This is a genomic window from Frateuria aurantia DSM 6220 (assembly GCF_000242255.2).
GTDB lineage: Bacteria > Pseudomonadota > Gammaproteobacteria > Xanthomonadales > Rhodanobacteraceae > Frateuria > Frateuria aurantia.
Genome location: NC_017033.1, coordinates 1,892,347 through 1,912,440 on the forward strand (window position 1 = coordinate 1,892,347; position 20,094 = coordinate 1,912,440).

Annotated in this window: 15 protein-coding genes and 1 pseudogene; all 16 read left to right on the forward strand. The window is 62.0% G+C overall.

Annotated elements, in window-relative coordinates; genetic code table 11:
- Positions 1-428 precede the first annotated feature (428 nt).
- The 16 genes and pseudogenes from FRAAU_RS08810 to tssK all read left to right on the forward strand — a co-directional run bounded on the left by FRAAU_RS08810 (position 429) and on the right by tssK (position 20,073).
- Positions 429-1,721, forward strand: coding sequence for an MFS transporter (locus FRAAU_RS08810; RefSeq protein ID WP_014403191.1), 1,293 nt, complete (start codon positions 429-431; stop codon positions 1,719-1,721).
- A gap of 220 nt (positions 1,722-1,941) precedes the next feature.
- Positions 1,942-2,763, forward strand: coding sequence for an IclR family transcriptional regulator (locus FRAAU_RS08815; RefSeq protein WP_014403192.1), 822 nt, complete (start codon positions 1,942-1,944; stop codon positions 2,761-2,763).
- Between the two features lie 532 nt (positions 2,764-3,295).
- Positions 3,296-4,354, forward strand: a complete 1,059-nt coding sequence (gene tssA / locus FRAAU_RS08820; RefSeq protein ID WP_014403193.1) for a type VI secretion system protein TssA — start codon at positions 3,296-3,298, stop codon at positions 4,352-4,354.
- A gap of 56 nt (positions 4,355-4,410) precedes the next feature.
- Positions 4,411-4,938 (forward strand): annotated as a pseudogene (gene tssB / locus FRAAU_RS08825) (type VI secretion system contractile sheath small subunit); the annotation flags it as partial.
- A 126-nt stretch (positions 4,939-5,064) separates the two neighbouring features.
- Positions 5,065-6,603, forward strand: coding sequence for a type VI secretion system contractile sheath large subunit (gene tssC, locus FRAAU_RS08830; RefSeq protein ID WP_014403195.1), 1,539 nt, complete (start codon positions 5,065-5,067; stop codon positions 6,601-6,603).
- Positions 6,604-6,627: 24 nt separating this feature from the next.
- Positions 6,628-7,110: an Hcp family type VI secretion system effector gene (locus tag FRAAU_RS08835; protein ID WP_014403196.1), complete on the forward strand. Its 483-nt coding sequence runs from the start codon at positions 6,628-6,630 to the stop codon at positions 7,108-7,110.
- Positions 7,111-7,255: 145 nt separating this feature from the next.
- Positions 7,256-7,804, forward strand: coding sequence for a type VI secretion system baseplate subunit TssE (gene tssE, locus FRAAU_RS08840; RefSeq protein ID WP_014403197.1), 549 nt, complete (start codon positions 7,256-7,258; stop codon positions 7,802-7,804).
- On the forward strand, positions 7,804-9,666 hold the full coding sequence (gene tssF / locus FRAAU_RS08845; protein WP_014403198.1) for a type VI secretion system baseplate subunit TssF: 1,863 nt from the start codon (positions 7,804-7,806) through the stop codon (positions 9,664-9,666). The genes tssE and tssF overlap by 1 nt, the downstream gene beginning before the upstream one ends.
- Entirely contained in the window at positions 9,663-10,853 is a 1,191-nt protein-coding gene (gene tssG / locus FRAAU_RS08850; protein WP_014403199.1) for a type VI secretion system baseplate subunit TssG, read from the forward strand. Before tssF ends, tssG begins: the two co-directional genes overlap by 4 nt.
- A 15-nt stretch (positions 10,854-10,868) precedes the next feature.
- A complete protein-coding gene (tssI, locus tag FRAAU_RS16500) occupies positions 10,869-13,385 on the forward strand; it encodes a type VI secretion system tip protein TssI/VgrG (RefSeq protein ID WP_014403200.1) in 2,517 nt (838 codons plus the stop codon).
- Between the two features lie 27 nt (positions 13,386-13,412).
- Positions 13,413-16,010 carry a DUF2169 family type VI secretion system accessory protein gene (locus tag FRAAU_RS16505; RefSeq protein WP_014403201.1) on the forward strand — a complete coding sequence of 866 codons (2,598 nt, stop codon included), beginning with the start codon at positions 13,413-13,415 and terminating at the stop codon, positions 16,008-16,010.
- Positions 16,007-17,065: a pentapeptide repeat-containing protein gene (locus FRAAU_RS16510; RefSeq protein WP_014403202.1), complete on the forward strand. Its 1,059-nt coding sequence runs from the start codon at positions 16,007-16,009 to the stop codon at positions 17,063-17,065. Before FRAAU_RS16505 ends, FRAAU_RS16510 begins: the two co-directional genes overlap by 4 nt.
- A 43-nt stretch (positions 17,066-17,108) precedes the next feature.
- The gene (locus tag FRAAU_RS08870; RefSeq protein ID WP_014403203.1) at positions 17,109-17,768 is read left to right on the forward strand and encodes a DUF3540 domain-containing protein; all 660 of its coding nucleotides are present in this window, start codon (positions 17,109-17,111) and stop codon (positions 17,766-17,768) included.
- A gap of 18 nt (positions 17,769-17,786) precedes the next feature.
- The gene (locus FRAAU_RS08875) at positions 17,787-18,170 is read left to right on the forward strand and encodes a DUF4150 domain-containing protein (RefSeq protein ID WP_217176216.1); all 384 of its coding nucleotides are present in this window, start codon (positions 17,787-17,789) and stop codon (positions 18,168-18,170) included.
- Between the two features lie 13 nt (positions 18,171-18,183).
- Positions 18,184-18,696: a type VI secretion system lipoprotein TssJ gene (gene tssJ / locus FRAAU_RS08880; protein ID WP_014403205.1), complete on the forward strand. Its 513-nt coding sequence runs from the start codon at positions 18,184-18,186 to the stop codon at positions 18,694-18,696.
- Complete coding sequence (gene tssK / locus FRAAU_RS08885; RefSeq protein ID WP_014403206.1) at positions 18,697-20,073, forward strand: type VI secretion system baseplate subunit TssK; 1,377 nt, start codon at positions 18,697-18,699, stop codon at positions 20,071-20,073.
- The last annotated feature ends 21 nt before the right edge of the window (positions 20,074-20,094 follow it).

The window sequence follows — 20,094 nt, forward strand, 5'->3', positions numbered from 1 at the left end:
TTGCCCATGCTCCGGGCCGGCTCGCCTCAGATGTATGGCGCCTTGACAGGTATTTCTCTTGCCCTGGCCGGATTTTTCACGCCGGCTGGATGTCGATGGGTGCCTGATGACGCGCATGTGCAAGGAGCGGTCTTTGCGGATGGGGCGAGGGCGTCAATCCCGGTGGTGCGCTCAGGGTCGCTCCGATCGTGCTCGATGGAGGGTGGTCGCTTGTTTCATGACCGGGTGAGACGGGGGGGAGAAAGTAGACATGGGCCAGCGCGGATTGCAAACCGGTGCGGCTCGGAGGCAAGACTGGTGCCGGCATCCGCTGAGGGCGGCGGTCGTGCCACGGATCGCCGGAATGGACAACGCCGGAGGCGGGAGTGTCGCCAGCGTGCTCTGTCACCGCCATGTGTGGCGGCAGAATGACCACGGGATGGGCCGCCATGGATGAAATGGAACGCCTGCCCGGCAAGTTCGGACTGGATCAGCGCCAGTTGCGGACACTGGGCCTGACATCCCTGGGCGGGATTCTGGAGTATTACGAATTCACTCTCTTCATCTTTCTGACGCCGGTCATCATGAAGGTGTTCTTTCCGGAAGGGATTTCGCTCTGGTTGCAGCAGGTGCAGACGCTGGGCATATTCGCTGCCGGATATATCGCGCGACCCTTGGGAGCGACGCTGCTGGCGACGCTGGGCGATCGTCATGGCCGTCGCAAGGCCATGCTCACGAGCATGACCGGCATGGCGCTGGCCACGCTGGCGATCGGACTGCTGCCGGGCTGGCATCGGATCGGCGCCTGGGCACCGCTGTCGCTGCTGCTTCTGCGGATCGTTCAAGGCTCCGCCGTGGGCGGCGAGCTGCCGGCCGCGATCGTGCTGGTCGCCGAGCATGTGCCGGCGCGTCGGCTGGGACTGGCCTTCGGAATTCTGGGGGCGAGTTTCGGCATGGGCTTCGTATTGTCGTCGGGTTTGGTGGATCTGCTTTCCCTTGGCCTCGATCAGCATCAATGGCAGCTGTTTGGTTGGCGCCTGCCATTTCTGCTGGGCGGGGGGATGGGACTGATGATGTTGTGGCTGCGGCGTCATCTGGACGAGTCACCGGTATTTGCCGCAAGCAAGGAGACCGGGAAGGACGGCCTGCTGAAGCGACTGGCCCGGCTGTGGAAGGAGCAGCGACCCGCATTGCTGCGATGTCTGGCAGCAAGCATCGCACCTGCCATTCTGATTCCGGCAGTGCAGTTGTATCCGGCCACCTATTTCGTGGTGGTGGCCCATTATCCGCTGCAGCAAGTCGCTCATGCACAGGCGATGATGCAGGTTGGCACCTTGTGCGGCGCACTGCTTGGCGGATGGTGCGTGGATCGACTGGGATGGCGTCGGATGATTCCCAGTGTGGCGATCTGTCTGCTGCTGGCGCTGGTGCATGTCTATGTTTTTTCGAGGGGTGAACATCTGGCGACCAGTTTCTTCGTGCTGGGGGCGGGAGTCTCTTACGTCGTGATGGTCTATCAGCCGCTGGTCTACAGCTTTCCGCCAGCGCTCAGGATCAGCGGGATTGCCGTGGTCTATAACCTGAGCGCCGCCGTATTCGGCGGTACCACACCCATGCTGCTGGCGGTCTGGACTCGGCATGGCCCGACGGCCTTGGTGGTCTTGCCTGCCTTGGCCTGCCTGATCAGCGTGGTGACCACGCCATGGCTTTGGAAATACCGACGTCACGATCTGTTGTCGTGAGATACCTGGAATCATGGTAGCCGGCCGTGGTAACGGGCCTCGGACCGCGCCTGTACCAGAACCGGTTCCAGGGCGGCGGCCTGTCTGGTGACGGCAGGCAGATCGGCAGAGCATGAGGGGGGACGGTCTTCAGGGCCTGACCGCTGTTTCTCTGCTTGTATCGCGGCCCGGCTCTGGCTCAGACTCGGTGTCTTGGCGGAACGTGCAGGATCTGATTGCGATGAGTGAGTCCATGGATGCGCAGGACAAATATGTGGTGCCGGGATTGGAGCGCGGTCTGCGTCTGCTGGCCGAGTTTTCTCGCGAGCAGCCCCGGCTGAGTGCCCCCGAACTGGGACGGCGCCTTAATCTTCCGCGTTCCACGATCTTTCGTTTGCTGGCGACGCTGGAACGCCTTGGATTTGTCGAGCGCGATGAGCGCAGTCATGACTATCGACTGGGCATGGGGGTATTGCGGCTTGGATTCGAGTATCTGGCCTCTCTGGAACTGACCGAGCTGGGCCAGCCCATTCTGCGGCGGTTGGTGGATACATTCCGGCAGGCCGCCAATCTTGTGGTGCGAGATGAGCGGCATGTGGTCTACGTGGCCAAGCTGACTCCGCCGTCACTGCTCAGCAGTTCCATCACTGTCGGCAGTCGGCTGCCGGCTCATGCCACCGTGCTGGGACGTGTATTGCTTCAGGATATGACCTTGCCTGAACTGGAGCAGCTCTATCACGGCTGCGAGTTGCAGCGCTATTCGGCCCAGACTCCGGCAACGGTGGCTGACTTGCACAAGTTGCTGCAACAGGATCGTGACCGGGATGACGGTGCCGTGCTGGGTGAGGCCTTCTTCGAGCCGAACATCTGCACTATCGCCGCACCGGTCCGCGATCGGCATGGGCTGATCGTTGCGGCACTGGGTCTTACGATCCCGGATCCAGCCATCGCTGAAAGTCGCAAGCAGGAACTGCTTGTCGCCGTTCGGGAGGCCGCCGATGAGTTGTCCGGCCTGCTTGATCACGTACCGACGCATAGCGCCAGACGGATCGGACAAATCTGAGGAAAGAGCTTCATCCTGGCCGGCATTTGTATTGTTTCGAGATACTGAGGCGGGTATGCCCGGCCTGAGATCGGGCACGGCAGGATGGAGAGCACTCCCCGTTGTGGTCAGCCGCCGGATTCAAGCAGGATGCCCGTCATCGGCCGCTTCGCGCACGGGGGCGCGAGCGGGTGACGCCGATATCGTCCGGTCTTGATCAGACTTGCACCGGCCGTTGACTATTGCGGTGCTACTACTGATTGCAACTGAAATGCATGAAGGTGCATCCCATGGACGGGATGTCATCGATACTTCATGAAACAGCCATCCAAATGGCTTTGACAAGCAGGCCACGCAGGAGTCACCGACATGGACGTCGCTGCAGCGGATGTATTGCTACTGGATTCATGGATTCGCACGGTACGGGTGGCCTCCGGGTCCCGGTCCGCTGCACGAGTCGCCTCATTGCGGCGTGTTTCTGGAAAGCGACCTGCCCGCGGGCCGTCGCGTTCGGCCCGCAAGGTGGCTCGCGCCTATCGGGGTGCCGGTACCCATGAATGAATTTCCTGCCATCAAGGACATGGCCTCCTCCTGCGGTGAAGATCTTGAATATGCTCCCGAGTTCGTGGCCCTGCAGCAGGCATCGATAGGCAAGAGCGAGCAGCAGTTCGGCACGGCGATCATTCCGGCCGAACCGCCTGACTGGCACCGGATCGAGGATGAGGCGCGGCAACTGCTGCGGCGCAGTCAGGATATTCGCATTCTAGGCCTGTTGACCCTGGCCTGGACCGAAAACGAAGGTATCGCCGGTTATGCGCGGGGTCTGCAATGGTTGGCTGAGCTGCTGGAGCAGCACTGGGAAGCGGTGCATCCGCGACTGCAGACGGCTGACGAATATGATCCGATGCAGCGCGTCAATGCGATCGCGGCTTTTGCCGACACCGTGTCGCTGGCCCGCAGCCTGCGCAAGTCGGCCTTGCTGGCCGGATCTTCCGGGCATCTGAGTCTGCGGGATGCGGCGGCGATACTGGAGGGCGGTGACAGTTCAGAAAACCTTGGCTATCCAGGGGGCAGTGTGCGCCTGCGGGCCGAGCTTGGACAGGCGCGCGGCGATACGGCTGCGACCTTGATCGCCGTGGACCAGATACTGGCGAGCGTGAGCAGGGTTCGTCAGGTCATGGAAAAGCATCTCGATACGGCCTGGATGCCGTCGTTTGCACCGATCGAGCAGCCTCTGAACACGATTTCTGCTGCCGTCTCGGTACGTCGGGGGTTGCATGAAATCAGTGGCCAGGCCTTGAGTGTGGCGCCGCCTTCAGTGGCCGAGGCAGAGGAGGCGGCTGCGCCAGACCTTGGCGCTGGCACAGGGCTTCCGGCTGGCCACATTGATGGACGCGACGAGGTGATCCGCATGCTGCAGCAGGCTTGCGACTATCTGGAACGCAGCGAGCCCAGCCATCCTGCACCGATGCTGATCCGCCGTTCGTTGCGACTGTTGCAGATGAATTTCTACGAAATCGTCCGTGAACTGATGCCCGAGGGGCTGTCCCGACTGGATGCGCTGGCAGGTACCGGTAACCGCGATGGCGCCAGCCCGCCAGCGAAGGACTGATTGCAGGGCGGCATGAGCCGCGACCGATACCACGTATCGTTCAGGAGAACCATGGCATGGCCAATCTCAAGACACTCAAACCCCGCTCCGGCGGGCAGAAGTTCATCGGCAGGAATCGGGCGCCCCGTGTCCAGATCGAATATGACGTTGAAATCTACGGTAGCGAGCGCAAGGTGGAAATCCCGTTCGTGATGGGCGTGATGGCGGATCTGGCCGGCAAGAGTCTGGTACCGCAACCGGATCTGGATCAACGCCGGCTGCTGGAGATCGACATCGACAATTTCGATGACCGTCTGAAAGCAATACAGCCGCGCGTGGCCTTCCATGTGCCCAATCTCGTCGATGGCGACGGACTGTTGCCGGTGGATATCGGTTTTGAAAGCATGGGGGATTTCTCGCCTGCCCAGGTGGCTCGCAAGGTCGAGTCGCTCAACTATCTGCTGGAAGCACGGACCCAGCTTTCCAATCTGCTGTCCTATGTCGACGGAAAAAGCGGTGCCGAGGCGCTGCTGGCACAGGCTCTCGAGGACAGGGGCCTGCTGCAGGCGCTGGCCAGTGAGGTTCCTGCCGAGGCGGAGGCTGAGACGGTGGATAGCCGGGGCCAGGCTGCTGCCGCTGAAGTGGGTCCGGATGCCCCTGCCGATGGCGAAGCCGATGCCTCGGGACCATTGGACATCGAGCCCTGACCGGGGCCTGCCGAGAGACTGATCATGACCACGCCCAAACCATTGCCTACCGCCACCATCACGCCCGTCGTCCCTGCGACCGCGCTGGACTTCAACCGGCAGCTGCAGGCCGAGCTGAGGCCGCGTACCGATCAGGCTCGCCAGGCCATCGACACTGCCGTGCGGGTGCTGGCCAGTCAGGCCATGCGCCATACCGTAACGATCTCCACCGATGCCTACCAGACCATCCAGGGCATCATCGCCGAGATCGATCGCAAGTTGACCGACCAGATCAATGCCATCATCCATCATCCGGAATTCCAGCAGGTCGAGTCCGCCTGGCGCGGGCTGAGCTATCTGGTCAATCACACCGAAACCGACGAGTTGCTGAAGATCCGTTTTCTGCCGATCTCAAAGAAGGAACTCAGTCGAGTCTTGAAGCGATACAAGGGTGTGGGCTGGGATCAAAGCCCCATTTTCAAGAAAGTCTATGAAGAGGAATATGGCCAGTTCGGTGGCGAACCTCTGGGTTGTCTGGTCGGTGACTTCTATTTCGACCACAGTCCACCGGATCTGGAAACGCTGGGGGAGCTGGCCAAGGTGGCAGCCTCCGCACATTGCCCGTTTATCGCGGGTGCAGCGCCTTCCATCATGCAGATGGAGTCCTGGCAGGAACTGTCGAATCCGCGTGATCTGACCAAGATCTTCCAGAACACCGAATATGCCACCTGGCGCTCCCTGCGGGAATCGGATGACTCCCGTTATGTCGGTCTGGCGATGCCGCGCTTCCTGGCCCGGCTGCCGTATGGTGCGCGCACCAATCCCATCGACGAGTTCGATTTCGAAGAAGATACCGACGATGCCAATCATGATCGCTACAGCTGGATCAACTCGGCCTATGCGATGGCAGCCAATATCAATCGCTCGTTCAAATACTACGGTTGGTGCACCTCGATTCGCGGCGTGGAGTCCGGTGGTGCGGTACAGGATCTGCCGACCCATACCTTTCCCACTGACGATGGCGGCATTGACATGAAATGCCCCACCGAAATCGCGATCAGCGATCGGCGCGAGGCCGAACTTGCAAAGAACGGCTTCATGCCTTTCGTACATCGCAAGAATTCGGATTTTGCAGCCTTTATCGGCGCTCAGTCATTGCAGAAGCCCCACGAGTACTATGATCCGGATGCCACCGACAATGCGCGGCTGGCTGCACGGCTGCCCTATCTGTTCGCATGCTGCCGTTTCGCCCATTATCTGAAATGCATCGTTCGCGACAAGATCGGTTCTTTCCGCGAGCGCAGTGACATGGAGCGCTGGCTGAACGACTGGATCATGAATTATGTCGACGGCGACCCGATCAATTCCTCCCAGGAAACCAAAGCCAAGAAACCGCTGGCGGCGGCCGAGGTGGTGGTCGAGGAAATCGATGACAACCCCGGCTATTACAGCGCGAAGTTCTTCTTGCGCCCGCATTACCAACTTGAAGGTCTGACGGTATCGCTGCGGCTGGTGTCCAAGCTGCCATCCCTGAAGGAGAGCGATACCCAGACCGCCCATTATCTACCATCCCAATCACGTTGATCATCACTTATCGGAGGTGTACTCATGGCAGTTGACATGTACATGCGGGTCGATGGCGTTCAGGGAGAATCCAAGGATTCCAATCATCGGCATTGGACCAATATTCAATCCTATGCCTGGGGCGCGACCCAGCCTGGCAATATGGCGACCGGCAGCGGTGGCGGAGTAGGCAAGGCCAGCTTCAGTGATCTGCACGTGGTGGCCGTCATCGACAAGGCGGCGCCAGCCATCTTGAAATATTGCGCCAATGGCCGACATCTTCCTCAGGTGGAAATTTCTGTATGCAAGGCCGGCGGCACCCAGATCGAATATCTGCGGATCACCTTGTCTGAAGTGCTGGTGACCTCGGTGCAACAGGGCGCTTCCAAAGACTCCGATGCGGTTTCAGTGGATTACGCCTTCCAGGCGGCCAATGTGAAGAAACAGTACTGGGAGCAGACGGACCAGGGGACCAAGGGCAGCGAGAGCGTCCTGGCCTGGAACATCAAGGAGAACCGGGAAGTCTGAGCCGCGGCCTTGGCAGCCTGTTGGCGTTCAGGTACGTGCCGGCTGGCGGGCAGATCATGCTGCTCGCCAGTTGTCCGGCCGGTTGCCGGCAGATGTCGTCAGGCATTCGTGATCAAGCTCCAACCCATGACAGGCGGGCATTCAGATGGCGCGATCCTCACCCTTGCATGCACAGCGCAAACCGTCGACGCTCCAGCCCTGTGGGCGCGAATTGCAACCGGTATTGCTTGAGCGTCTGACGGATGACAGGGTCGATCAGCGACGGGAGCCTGACGGTGCCTTTCTGTTGACCCGGACCATGCTGCGTGAATCCGTGCTGCGGGATTTGCGGTGGTTGCTGAACACCATCCACATGGAGTCCACTGATGATCTGGCTGCCTTTGGCCAGGTCCGGCAGTCGGTACTCAATTACGGTATAGGCGCCCTGGCCGGGCAGCTGATTGCCGAACTGGAATGGTCGGACATCGAAAGCAGCATCCGGGAGGCGATTGTCCAGTTCGAGCCCAGGATACTGGCAGACAGCCTGCGCGTGCGCTGTCTGGCCGACAACCTCAATCATGACCACCACAACATCTTGTCGCTGGAACTCAGCGGCGAGTTATGGTGCATCCCTTATCCCCTGGAATTCATTTTCCGTTCTGAAATCGATCTGGAATGCGGTTATATCGTCCTGCGTTCCTTGGGGGCAGAGTGATGGACAGTCGCCTGCTGGATTACTACAACCGCGAACTCACCTATTTCCGGGAGATGGGGGCGGAATTTGCGCGCGAGTATCCCAAGGTGGCTGGCCGCCTCGGCTTGCGCGGCACCGAGGTGCCCGACCCGTATGTCGAGCGACTGCTGGAAGGCGTCAGCTTTCTGACCGCACGCATCCAACTGAAGATGGATGCTGAATTTCCCCGTTTTTCGCAACGGCTGCTCGATATCGTTTGTCCGCACTATCTGGCACCGACGCCGGCGATGGGCATTGTCCAGATCGAGCCCGGCTATCGCGAGGGCAGCCTGCTGCAGGGCTATGTCTTGCCGGCCGGGACTTCGCTGCGGGCACATCTCAGCCGCGGCGAGCAGACCGCCTGCGAGTTCAGAACGGCTCATGAGGTGCAATTGTGGCCATTGAAGTTGCAGGTCCTGGGCGGAGAGGCCGAGCTGGCGGATCTGTCGCTGGCTTCCTGGCCCCTGCCAGCCGAGGTTCGCAGTGTACTGAGATTGCGCCTTGATGGTGTAGGGGTGTCGCAGCTCCGCAGTCTGCCGCTGAAAAAACTCAGCTTTCATCTGTGCGGCGAAGAGCGTCATGCCTTGATGCTGCTGGAGCAGATTCTGGCTCATGGCATCGGCGTGGTGGCACGGGCGCCGGATGCGCGGGCTGCGCGTCTGCTGCCTGCCTCGGTGATCCGTCCCTGCGGTATGGACCCGGAGCAGGCGCTGCTGCCCTGTGACCGGCGGGTCTTTCAGGGCTACCGCCTGCTGCACGAATATTTTGCCTTTCCTGCCCGCTTCCTGTTCTTCGATATCGAACAGATGGAGCGGGCCCTGATCGATATCGAAGGGCCGTCATTGGAGCTGGACATTCTGTTCGACCGGTCCTGGCCCGATGTCGAATCGGCCGTGGGGCCGGATAGTCTGGCTCTTTATTGCACACCGGTAGTGAATCTGTTCGAAAAGCGATCAGATCGTATCGCGGTCTCCAGTCAGCGTTACGAGCAGCATCTGGTGATTGACCGTACCCGGCCGATGGACTACGAAATCTACTCGGTCAACAAGGTTGTCGGCCATCGACGCGAGGGCGGCGAAGAGCTTTCTTTCCGGCCCTTCTATGGCAATGTCAGTGGTGATCCGGCCCTGGCCGCGTATTTTTCCACGCGGCGGGAGCCCCGGCTGGTGCCAGAGCAGAAAAGTCGTGGCGGCAGTCGTACCGGCTATCTGGGCAGCGAGGTGTTCCTGTCGCTGGTTGATCAAAACGAGGCTCCCTATCCCGATGATCTGCGTACCGTCGCGATCGAGGCACTGTGCACCAATCGGGATCTGCCCTTGCTGCTGCCGCTGCAGGAGGCCTCGGATTTCAGTCTGCGGGTTTCGGCTCCGGCGGGCCGGATCAAGCTGCTGCGTGGGCCGACGCCCCCCCGTGCGGCGGTGGTGGAGGGCGAAGCCACCTGGCGATTGATCAGCCATCTGAATATCAATTATCTCAGTCTGACCGATCTGGACGGGGAGAGCGGTGCCCAGGCCATGCGGGAATTGCTGCAGCTCTATGCCGGTCTGGCGGGTCCCGCTCTTCAGCAGCAGATCAAGGGGATCCGCAGCATGCGGGTCGAACCGACCCATCAGCAATTGCCGCAGCCGGGACCCATCGTCTTCGGTCGTGGCGTGAAGGTCACGATGCGTCTGGATCTGACGGCCTTTTCCGGAACAGGGGTGTATCTGTTCGGTGCAGTGATGGAGCAGTTTCTGGCCCGGCATGTCTCGATCAACAGTTTCGTCGAGCTGCAGCTCTTGATCCTGCAGACCGGCGAAGTGCTGCGCTGGGCACCTCGTATCGGCCGGCGGCCCAGCGTATGAGTGCCATCCGGCAAGCCCCGGCCGAGGCATCAGCGCAGGGTCTGGAAGCCTTTTGGCAGCAACTGGCGCAGACACCGTATGCCTTCGACCTCTATCATCTGCTGCGCTGGCTGGATGCGCGTGGCGACCATACCGTGCTGCTCGGCCGCGCCGCTCGCAGCAAGGGTGAGCTCCTGCGACTGGGGCAGGAGCCGTCCATGGCATTCGCGCCTTCGACACTGGCCTCGGTAAAGCCCCGCCACGGGCCGGGACTGCCCAAGGTATCGATCTTCAGCTTCGGCCTGTTCGGTCCCAATGGCCCCTTGCCCCTGCATCTCACCGAATTCGCGCGAGATCGGCAGCGCAATTACGGCGATGACACCTTGTCGGCCTTTGCCGACATCTTCCACCATCGGCTGATCCTGCTGTTCTATCGCGCCTGGGCGGATGCGCAGGCCACGGCGAGTCTGGATCGGCCCGATACGGCTCGCTTCGACCGTCATGTCGCTTCGCTGATACACCTCGGGCTGCCGGCCCAGCGGCACCGCGATACGGTCCCCGACCATGTTCGCTATTTCTTCGCCGGCCATCAGGTCCGGCTTTCGCGCAACCCGGAAGGGTTGTTGCAGATGCTGCGCGGCCACTTGCAGATACCGGTGGAATTGGCCGAGTACATGCCCCATTGGATCGGTGTCACGGGGGGCAGTCGTGCCTGCCTGACGAGCCGGGCTCCCGCGCTGGCGGGAGGCGCGCTGCTGGGCCTGGCCGTACGTGACGTGCAATCCAGCTTCCGGTTGATACTGGGGCCGCTCAGCTGGTCGCAGTATCGGCAGTTTCTGCCCCTGGCCGCCGGGACCCGGCTGGTGGTGGACTGGGTCCGGCATTATCTGGGCGTGGAATTGCAGTGGGATTTGCTGCTGCGGCTTGCGGCCGATGAGGTTCCGGCCTTGCGGCTGGGCGAGATCGAGGTCGCCCTGGGCTGGGGCAGCTGGCTGGGGCGTCGCCTCACATCGCGATCAGCCGATGATCTTCTGTTCTGCCCCGAAGACTGGCGGTCACGCAGTGACCGGGCACATCGCAGCCGAGCCGGCTCCGAGGAGGTGGCGAGCGAGCTGCAGATCCAGTCACGTCGGAATGATGATACGGCGCGATCGCCAAGAGTCGCACCGGATCAGCCGGATGACCATTCTCAAGCGGGTATCACCTAAGGAAGGGAGAACCTCGTGAACCATGTCGTCGTTGCACATACCCCCCTGGCCCCTTCGGCGCTGAAATTCAGGCTGCTGACAGGCGAAGAGACGCTGTCCTCGCTGTACCAGTTTGCGGTGGAATTCATTGCCGATACCGCCTCGCTGGACATGACCCAGCTGTTGGGACAGCCGGTGACTCTGGAAATCCAGACCCATCCCGGCGGGACGCGCTGGCTGGGCGGCCAGGTCGTCCGCTGCGAACTGACCGGGCGCGAGACCCATACCCCGCGCAGTTACGTCTACACGGCCACCTTGCGACCCTGGCTGTGGTATCTGACACGGACCACGGACTGCCGGATTTTCCAGAACAAGAATGTGCGTGACATCATCGGGGAAGTCCTCGCACCCTACGGATTTCCCTTTGAATTTCGTCTTGGCGCCCAGTATCGCGAGTGGGAATATTGCGTCCAGTATCAGGAAAGCCATTTCGATTTCATCAGTCGTCTGATGGAGCAGGAGGGCATGTATTACTACTTCGAACATGCGCAGGGGCAGCAGACCTTGATCCTGGCCGATGATCTCAGCGCCCATGCCAACCTGCCCGATTACGCGGTATTGCCCTATCTGGCCCCGGACCGGCTGGTGCTTCCGGATGAAGAAGGCATCGACAGCTGGCAGTCGGCCGTCGAGATCCGCTCCGGCGGATACGCGGTCGATGATTATGATTTCAAGAAACCCAAGGCCAACCTCGGGCAGGTACGAAACCAGCAGCTGATCGACGGCCTTCACGGTCAATATCAGAAATACATCTGGCATGGCGGCTATATCGACGCCGATCAGGGGCTGCATTACGCACGCGTCAGGCTGGAAGAGGAGCAGGCCGAGCATGCCCGGGTCCGCGCGCATACCAAGATCCGTGGCATCGCTCCCGGTTATCTGTTCAACCTCAAACATTGCCCGCGTCGCAGTGAAAACCGCGAATATCTGATTGTGGGCGTCAACTACCATTTCCAGGAAGGCGGCTATGCCACTGGCAGCAGCGACAGTTTCTACGATTTCCATTTCGTGGTGCAGCCCTCTGACGTACCCTACCGCGCCCCCTGCATCACCCCGGTGCCGCGTGCGACCGGTCCGCAGACGGCCGTGGTGGTCGGTCCGCCAGGACAGGAGATATGGACCGACCGCTATGCCCGGGTGAAGCTGCAGTTTCGCTGGGACCGCTATGGTCAGAGCAACGAGAACAGCTCTTGCTGGGTGCGGGTCTCCGATTCATGGGCGGGCACCAACTTCGGCGGCATCTACATTCCCAGGGTCGGCCAGGAAGTGGTGGTGGACTTCCTCAACGGCGAGCTGGATCGTCCGCTGATCACAGGCCGGATCTACAACGCGGATCAGATGCCGCCCTTCGGGCTGCCCGAATCAGCGACTCAGAGCGGTTTCGTTACCCGGACGCCAGGCGGCTCCGCAGCCAATGCCAATATCCTTCGTTTCGAGGACAAGAAGGGCGCCGAGCAGGTCAAGCTGCATGCCGAGCGCAACTATGACATTTCGGTCGAGCATGACGCCACCAAGTCGGTAGCCAACAAGTATCTGCTGCAGGTGGGCTTTTTGCAGCTGCCGCCCGAATCGCAGCAATCCCCGCTGCCGCGGATGAATCAGGTCCTGCCCGGCGCGGTCACCGCGGGCGGCCAGCAGCAGCAGCCTCACAACACCGCGCCGGCGCCGGTCATTCCGATGCCGGCACAGTTCCAGCAACAGACGCCGGGTGATCTGGTGCAGGCCTTTGCCCAGAACATCACCTCGGCGATCCAGTACGTGGCCAGCGCCGTCGGCAATGCCTCGGCCAAGGTCTACGGCGTCACCGTTGAAGGTCTGGCGGCCACGGTGATCTTCGGCGAAGACTTCTCGGTGGTGACCGGTGACACCAGCGGTTTCGTCAACGGCAACCAGCTGACCGAGGTCAATGGCAACAACACGACCCTGATCGTGGGTGACAATTTCTCGACCATCATCGGCAATCACTTCAGCAATGTGGAGGGCAATTCCACCAGCAATGTGATCGGCAACAATCTGAGTCATGTCGGGGGCAATTCCGAGTCCGTCGTCGATGCCAATACCTTGTCCGTGGTCGGCGTGAACTCGACCAGCGAGATCGGCAATGATTCCACCAGCCAGATCGGCGCCAATGCCAGTACCTTCATTGGCGCCGACAGTCTGACTGAAGTCGCCGGCAACAGCACCTCGCTGATCGCCGTGAACAGCCTGTCGGTCGTGGGCGCTGCACAGGAAAGCATCGTGCCGCAGACCATGACGATCAACGGCAGCGCGGTGTCCGTGGTCGGCAGTTCGGTTTCGACCACCGGGTCGGCGATATCCATGACCGGCAGCAGCGTGGCCAATACCGGCAGCAGCGTTGCCAATACCGGCAGCTCGGTCAGCTCCACCGGCAGTTCGATCGCCAGCACCGGTTTCGCGCAGAGCAATACCGGCATGCAGCTCAGCGTGGTCGGCATGCAGATCACCATCGTGGGTCAGTCCATCACTTTGTGATCTTTCAACCGCCCGGATGGTGAACCCATGAAGATCATCAAGCCTTCCCAGTTGAGTCTGATCAGCCGCCCCTTTCGGGAGCATGGCCGAGAGTGGCTTGGGATCGGCGTCGTCAGCCTGCTGGACATGGCCGGCGAGCCGCAGCTGTGTTCCGAGATGGAATTGTGGGGGCAGGTCGAGCGTGATCTGCGGGGCGAGGTACTGGATGCAGGGTTGCCCAAGGCATGGCCGGAATATCTGGTGGCCGGTCGCGCCTGGAGCTGCCATGGTGACGGGGCAGGCCGCTGCCTGGTCGAGCTGCGCGTAGCCGATCGACTCAAGCGTTTGCAGATCAGTGGTGAACGGCATTGGCAAGGGGGGCGAGCCACGGCTGCAGCCGATTTCGAGGCAGTTTCGCTGGATTGGGCGCATACCTACGGGGGCCCGGAGCTGGCGGAGAATCCCGCCGGTATCGGTATGATGGTCACCCGGGAAGCCGGTGGTGGCCGCCGCGTGCCCTTGCCGCAGATCGAATATCCTGACCAGCCGTTGCGCAGTCCGCATCAGGCAGGCGTTCCGGCCGGGCTGTTGCCATTGCCTGCCAGTCACCCTTTGCGGCAGCAGCGATACGGCAGTCCTGACCGCCATTGGCTGGAGCGCAATTATCCGGGCTATCCCGCCGATATGGACCGCGGCGGCTTCAACGTGGCTCCACTCGACCAGCAATGGCCCGAACGGGTCGATGCACTGGATGGCGCCACATTCAGCCTGAGCCATCTGCACCCGACGCTGGCGCGCTGGGAAGGCCGGTTGCCTGTGCTCGTTGCGCGGGCCTGGCTGGGACGGCATGAACAGGTCGAAGCCGAGCGCCTGACGTTGAAGCTGACCACGGTCTGGTTTTTCCCTGGATCGCAGCGCCTGGCGATGGTATTTCATGGCCGGGCCGGGCTGCGCTGTTTCGATGCAGCCGATGTGGATCATCTGCTGCTGGCGCTGGAGGCATCCGGTCAGCCGCGGGACGAGGCCTATTATCTGGATTTCCTGCGGCAAGGCCTTGTGCCGGGCCATGTTCCGGACCCGTGGGTGGTGGACGATGCCCTGGTGCCGGGCACTATGCTGCGGCCGGCCAGCGAGGCGGCACAGCCATTGCGACGCGGTGAACTGCGGCAACGTCATCAGCAGGTGGCGGCCCGGGATGCCGCCGGGAAAGCGGCGCAGGCCTTGCTCCGGCATCCCTCCCACACAGAATGCCTCTCCGTCCCGAAGGCTCCGGAACTCGAGCGCGAGCTGGTGTCCGGGGCGGATTCTCGCGCGTCCTTGCAGCTGGAAAGCGAGGCCTTGCAGGCAGAGGCTGCTCGGCAGCGACCTCGGGTCGAGGCCGAGCGTGATCGCCTGCTGGCGGATATCCGTCATCTGGGTCGGGACACCACCATCTTGCAGGCGGCGCTGGAGCGCCCGGCCAGTGGCCCGCCGGCCGTGGATGGCAGCTTGCACCTGCTGGAATCGGCGCCGCCGGGTCTGCAGCGGGAGCCATTGCGGCAACAGATCGAGCAGGCCGGCCAGGGGCTGTGTTCAGCCTACCGGCAGGGGGCCCAATACCAGGCTCCTGCGGCACGGCTTTCAGCTGACGATTCGATGGCACGGCGTCAGGCGCTGGAGAAGGCCTTCCGAGAGGGGCGATCACTCGCTGGCTGGGATCTTACCGGGCTCGATCTGACCGGGATCGATCTGCGTGGCGCGGATCTCAGTGCCGCACTGATGGAGTCCGTCGACTTCAGCGGTGCACGTCTGGATGGATGCGATCTCAGTCGCAGCGTGCTGGTGCGCAGTGTCCTGCAGAGGGTGTCGTTGCGTTCGTCCCGGCTTGAGGGAACCAATCTCGCCGGCAGCACCATCGAAGACAGCGACCTGGTCGAGTCGCGCTGGGACGGCAGTGTGCTTGATGATGCACTGGTATCGCGATGCAGGATGACAGGCAGCCAGCTGCGACAGTGCCGGCTCCACGGTACCCGTTTCGAGACAGTGGATCTGCAGCAGGCCAGTCTGAGTGAAATGGTGCTGGACCGGCTTGAGCTGCGCAACGTCAATTGCCAGGGCAGTCGCATACGCAAGCTGGCTTTTGTGCAGTGCCGGTTCCACGAGGTCGACTTCTCGGATACCGACATCAGTGGCCTGGCGATGGTGACCTGTCAACTTGACCATCTGACCCGCTTTGCGCGCAGTCGGATGGTCAAGGCCTGTTTTGTCGGCGGTTGCGAATTCGACCGTCCGGACTTCAGTTCGGCCCGGCTCCACGAGACCAACTGGCGCGGAGCCAGCGTCGCCGGACTGTCCCTGTTCCGGGCATCGATCAGTGCGAGTGACTTCACCGATGCCTCTCTGGCGGGCGGCAATCTCGGCGGAGCCCGTTTTGAGCAAGTGCAAATGGTGCGTACCGACCTGACCGATGCCAATCTCGAATCCGCCGACCTGTTGGGGGCCTATATGCGTGGCGCCTGTCTGGATGGGGCCTGTCTGCAACGGGCCAACCTGTTCCGTGCCAATCTCGGTGAGGTCCGGATGGACAGCAACACCCGTTTCGACCGGGCATATCTCGAGCGTTATTGCGCCTATCCGCTGGCCGCTGATGCGCAGGATCGCCCATGAAGATCGATGAAGTGCAGGCCCGCGTTCGCCAGGGTCAGGTCTTGCATGATGTGAACCTGCAGGCCCTGCAGGCTCCGGCGGCACAACTGGATGGCGGTCTGTTCGAGCAAGTGGATTTCTCGGCGGCGCAATTGCAGGGGGCCATGTTGCGGGATGGCGTCTTTCAGGGCTGCCGCTTCAGCGGGGCCGATCTGGCCGATGCCGATCTATCGCTCAGCGTGTTTACCCGTTGCGAGTTCGGCGGGACGCGCCTGCATGGCGCACGCATGAACGATGTGGCCTTCCAGGGGTGCGGTTTGCCGCAGGTCGATCTGTCGGCCAGTCGCCAGCAGCAGGTACAGTTCAGTCAGTGCCTGTTGCAGTCGCCGGTATGGGACGAGGCCTGGCTGGAGCAGATCTGTTTTGACCGCTGTCTGCTGCAGGACTGCTGCTGGCGAGGTGGTCAGCTTCGCCAGCTCTGCTTCTATCAGGCTGATCTGAGGAGCTGCCGGTTCGAGCAGGCGGTTTTGGACCACCTGATCTTCAGTGGCTGCAAGATGCAGGGCCTGAATTTTCAGGCGCTGGAATTGCAGCAGTGCCAGTTCAACGAGGCTGAGCTTGAGCATGCCGATTTCAGTCATGCCCGGCTGCTGCGTTGCAGTTTTCAGGCGGCCAGGCTGCAGCAGGCCCATTTTGTCCAGGCCCACGCACCCGGCTGCAATTTCCACCAGGCTTGCCTGGACGGCGCACGTCTGGCGGGATGCGACCTGCGCCAGAGTCTGTGGATCGAGGCCTCGCTGGAAGATGCGGACCTGCAGGGGGCCTGTCTGGATGGTGCACTGCTGCAGCAGGCACGCGCCGCGCGCGCACGTTTCTGCGGTGCCAGCCTGCAGGCAGCGGACTTTTCCTATGCCCGGCTGGAGGATGCCGACTTCAGTGACGCCCGGTTCGCGCGGACCCGCTTCCATCGTGCCGTGCTGACGGGTGCTTTCGGTCAGCGCCGGGCCGGTATCGTTGAATCCGATCCTGAACTTTTCGCAGCCGAACAATGGTCACGAAATCGAGACCTGGGATGACTGATGATAAGCATCAGGCACGCACTGCATGGAGGCAAGGCGTATGACCATATTCGAGATGGAGAGCATCCGGTCGGTCGCGGATCGACCAGATTCCGAAGGGGCCTGGGTAGAGGCACGGCTGGACGGGGGCCTGATACGGGTAGTCGCTGACGGACAGGCCATGGTCTGCAGAAAGGCCGTCAGCTGTCTGCTGGAACCCGGCCCCGGCGATCGCGTGGCCTTGCATGCAGCCGACGCAGGCATCGTCTATGTCGTCGCGGTGCTGGAGCGGCCGTCGAGCGAGCCGGCATGTGTGTGTTTCGACCGGCCGCTGCAACTGGAGGTACGCGGCAATTTCGAACTGCAGGTGCAGGATTCGGCGAGCCTGCAATGTGGTCGGGCCTTTGCAGTACAGGCCGAGAAGGCCTTGCTGAGCATCGAATTGCTGGAACTGGTGGTGACGTCCCTGCAGGGGCTGATCGGCGAGCTGGGTTTGCGGACCGGGGCCTTGCGGCTGGTATCCAAGGCCATCGATACCGTGGCGGAGCGGCTGGTGCAGGTGCTGGGCGACAGCTACCGATCGGTGGATGGCATGGATCAGGTCAGGGCCGAACGCATCGACTACGCGGCGCTGGAGCAGTTGCGCCTGCATGCGCGCAATGCGCTGTATACGGCCGATCAGCTGGCGAAGATCGATGCCGGCCAAATCCATCTGGGCTGAGAGGATCTTCACATGGTCATGGCCAATACCAACGGTGGGGGCGACAACAATGCGGTCAGTGTCAACATGACGCCTCCGCTGGCGATCCCGATTCCCTACGACAACAATTCGCAGCGCGCCATGGCGGTGCCCAATGTGCCGCACATCATGATCATGGGAGCGCCCAGCCACAATCTGGCCACGGTCATTCCGGTATCCAATGGCGATCAGCCAGGCGCGCAGGGAGGGGTGGCCTCAGGCACGGTGTCTTCGACTTCCCGCAATATCAATGGCGCCAACACGGTGCTGCTTGAAGGCTTGCCGACGACCCGGATGAGCGACCCTACCTTGCAGAATTCAACCAATACCGTGGGGACCGGCACGTCGCCGAGTCAGACCAAGGTCTTGGTCATGGCAGGCTGAGGCGGGCCGGCCGATGGCCAGTCGCTTGCGCATGCACTGGCTTTTCCTGCTGGCGATGGCATGGATCGCCGCAGGATGTGCCTCGACCCAGAAGTCGATGCTGATTCCCTACGATGTATACCTGGATGTGGAGGCGGAAGTGAATCCCAACCTGCAGGGCCATCCCTCGCCGATCCTGGTCGGCCTGTATGAACTGGGCTCGGACAGCCAGTTTCTCAATCTGGACTTCCCGGCCGTGCAGGACCGGGCGCGCGTCAGTCTGGGGGACGATTTGATCTCGGTGGATCAGATCATCCTGCGTCCGGGTGAGCAGCGGATCATCCGCCGTGCAGGCAATGCAGCGGCACGTCATCTGGGGGTGGTTGCCGGCTACCGCGAGCTGGGTCGGCAGCCATGGCGGCTGTCGATTCCGTTGCCGGGGACCAAGAGTACCAACCTTTACAAGTTCTGGCAGATATCGCCACGTCGCATGTCGATACGGATTGAAGTCGGCCGGCAGGGCCTGGCGATCAGGCAGAGGCATTGAATGGATACCCGCTCGAATCCGCAGCTCCCGCCCAAGGATGGCGGAGCCTGGCGCAGCAAGGTGGTCTGGTCCGAAGGCATGTACCTGCGGCCCCAGCACTTTCAGCAGATGGAACGCTATCTGGAGCATCTGGTCCAGTTGCGAAGTCGTGCGCTTGGCAGTCATTACTGGGGTTTTCTGCGTTATGAGCTGGATCAGGAAGCGCTGGCCCTCGGCAAGCTGGCGCTGTCCATGGCGCAGGGCGTGATGCCGGACGGCACCCCCTTCCATTTCGCCAGTCGCGAGGAGGCGCCGGAGGCACTGGCGGTGCCGGCAGGCGTCACGGCCCGCGAGGTGGTACTGGCGCTTCCCTTGCGGCGACCCGGGGGGGAAGACTGCATTTTCGAGGAGCGTCGGGATTCCCTGGCCCGCTATGGGGTGCTGACGCGTGAAATTGCCGATGTGAATTCGGTGGCACTGGGACCGGCCAGCCTGCAGCTGGGCCGGCCACGTTTCCGGCTGGCACTTGTCGATGAGCTGGGCCACGACTGGCAAGCAGTGGGCCTGGCCCGGATCCTTGAAGCCCGTGGCGATGGCCGTCTGCTGCTGGACCCGGCCTATGTGCCACCGACCCTGGCCGCCGCTGAAAACGAGGTGCTGCGCAGTGCCATGCATGAAGTTCATGGGCTGCTGGAACAGCGCGGACGGCTGCTGTCGCAACGGCTGTCACAGCCTGGCCGTGGCGGCGTCGCCGAAATCGCCGATTTCCTGCTGCTGGGAATGATCAATCGGGCCCAGGCCGATACCTGGCATGGTCTGCAGCTGGAGCAGCTGCATCCGGAGACGCTGTTTCTGCGTTGGCTGCGGATCGCCTCGGAGCTGGCAACCTATACCTCGCGCGAACGACGCCCACAGGTATGGCCGGTGTATCGGCACGATGATCTGCAGGCCTGCTTCGAACCGCTGATGGCGGAGTTGAGGCGGGCGCTGTCCACCATGCTGGAGCAGAACGCGATTGCCATCGAGCTGGAGGAAAGGGCACCACGGGTCTGGGTGGCGCGGATTCCCAGTCTGGAACTGTTGCGCAATGCCGGGTTCGTGCTGGCCGTGCATGCCGATGCGCCGGCCGAGGTGGTTCGCAACCGTTACCCGGCTCAGGTCAAGATCGGGCCGGTGGAACAGCTGCACGACCTGGTTCACCTGCATCTGCCGGGGATCGGCATCCGCAACCTGCCCGTCGCGCCACGACAGATTCCATATCATGCCGGTCATCATTATTTCGAACTCGATACCCAAAGTGAATTGTGGGGACAGTTGTCGCAATCCGGCGGGCTGGCCCTGCATTTCGCGGGTGACCTGCCGGGGCTGAAAATGGCCTGCTGGGCCATCCGCGGCTGAGTGAGACCGTCATCGAGACAC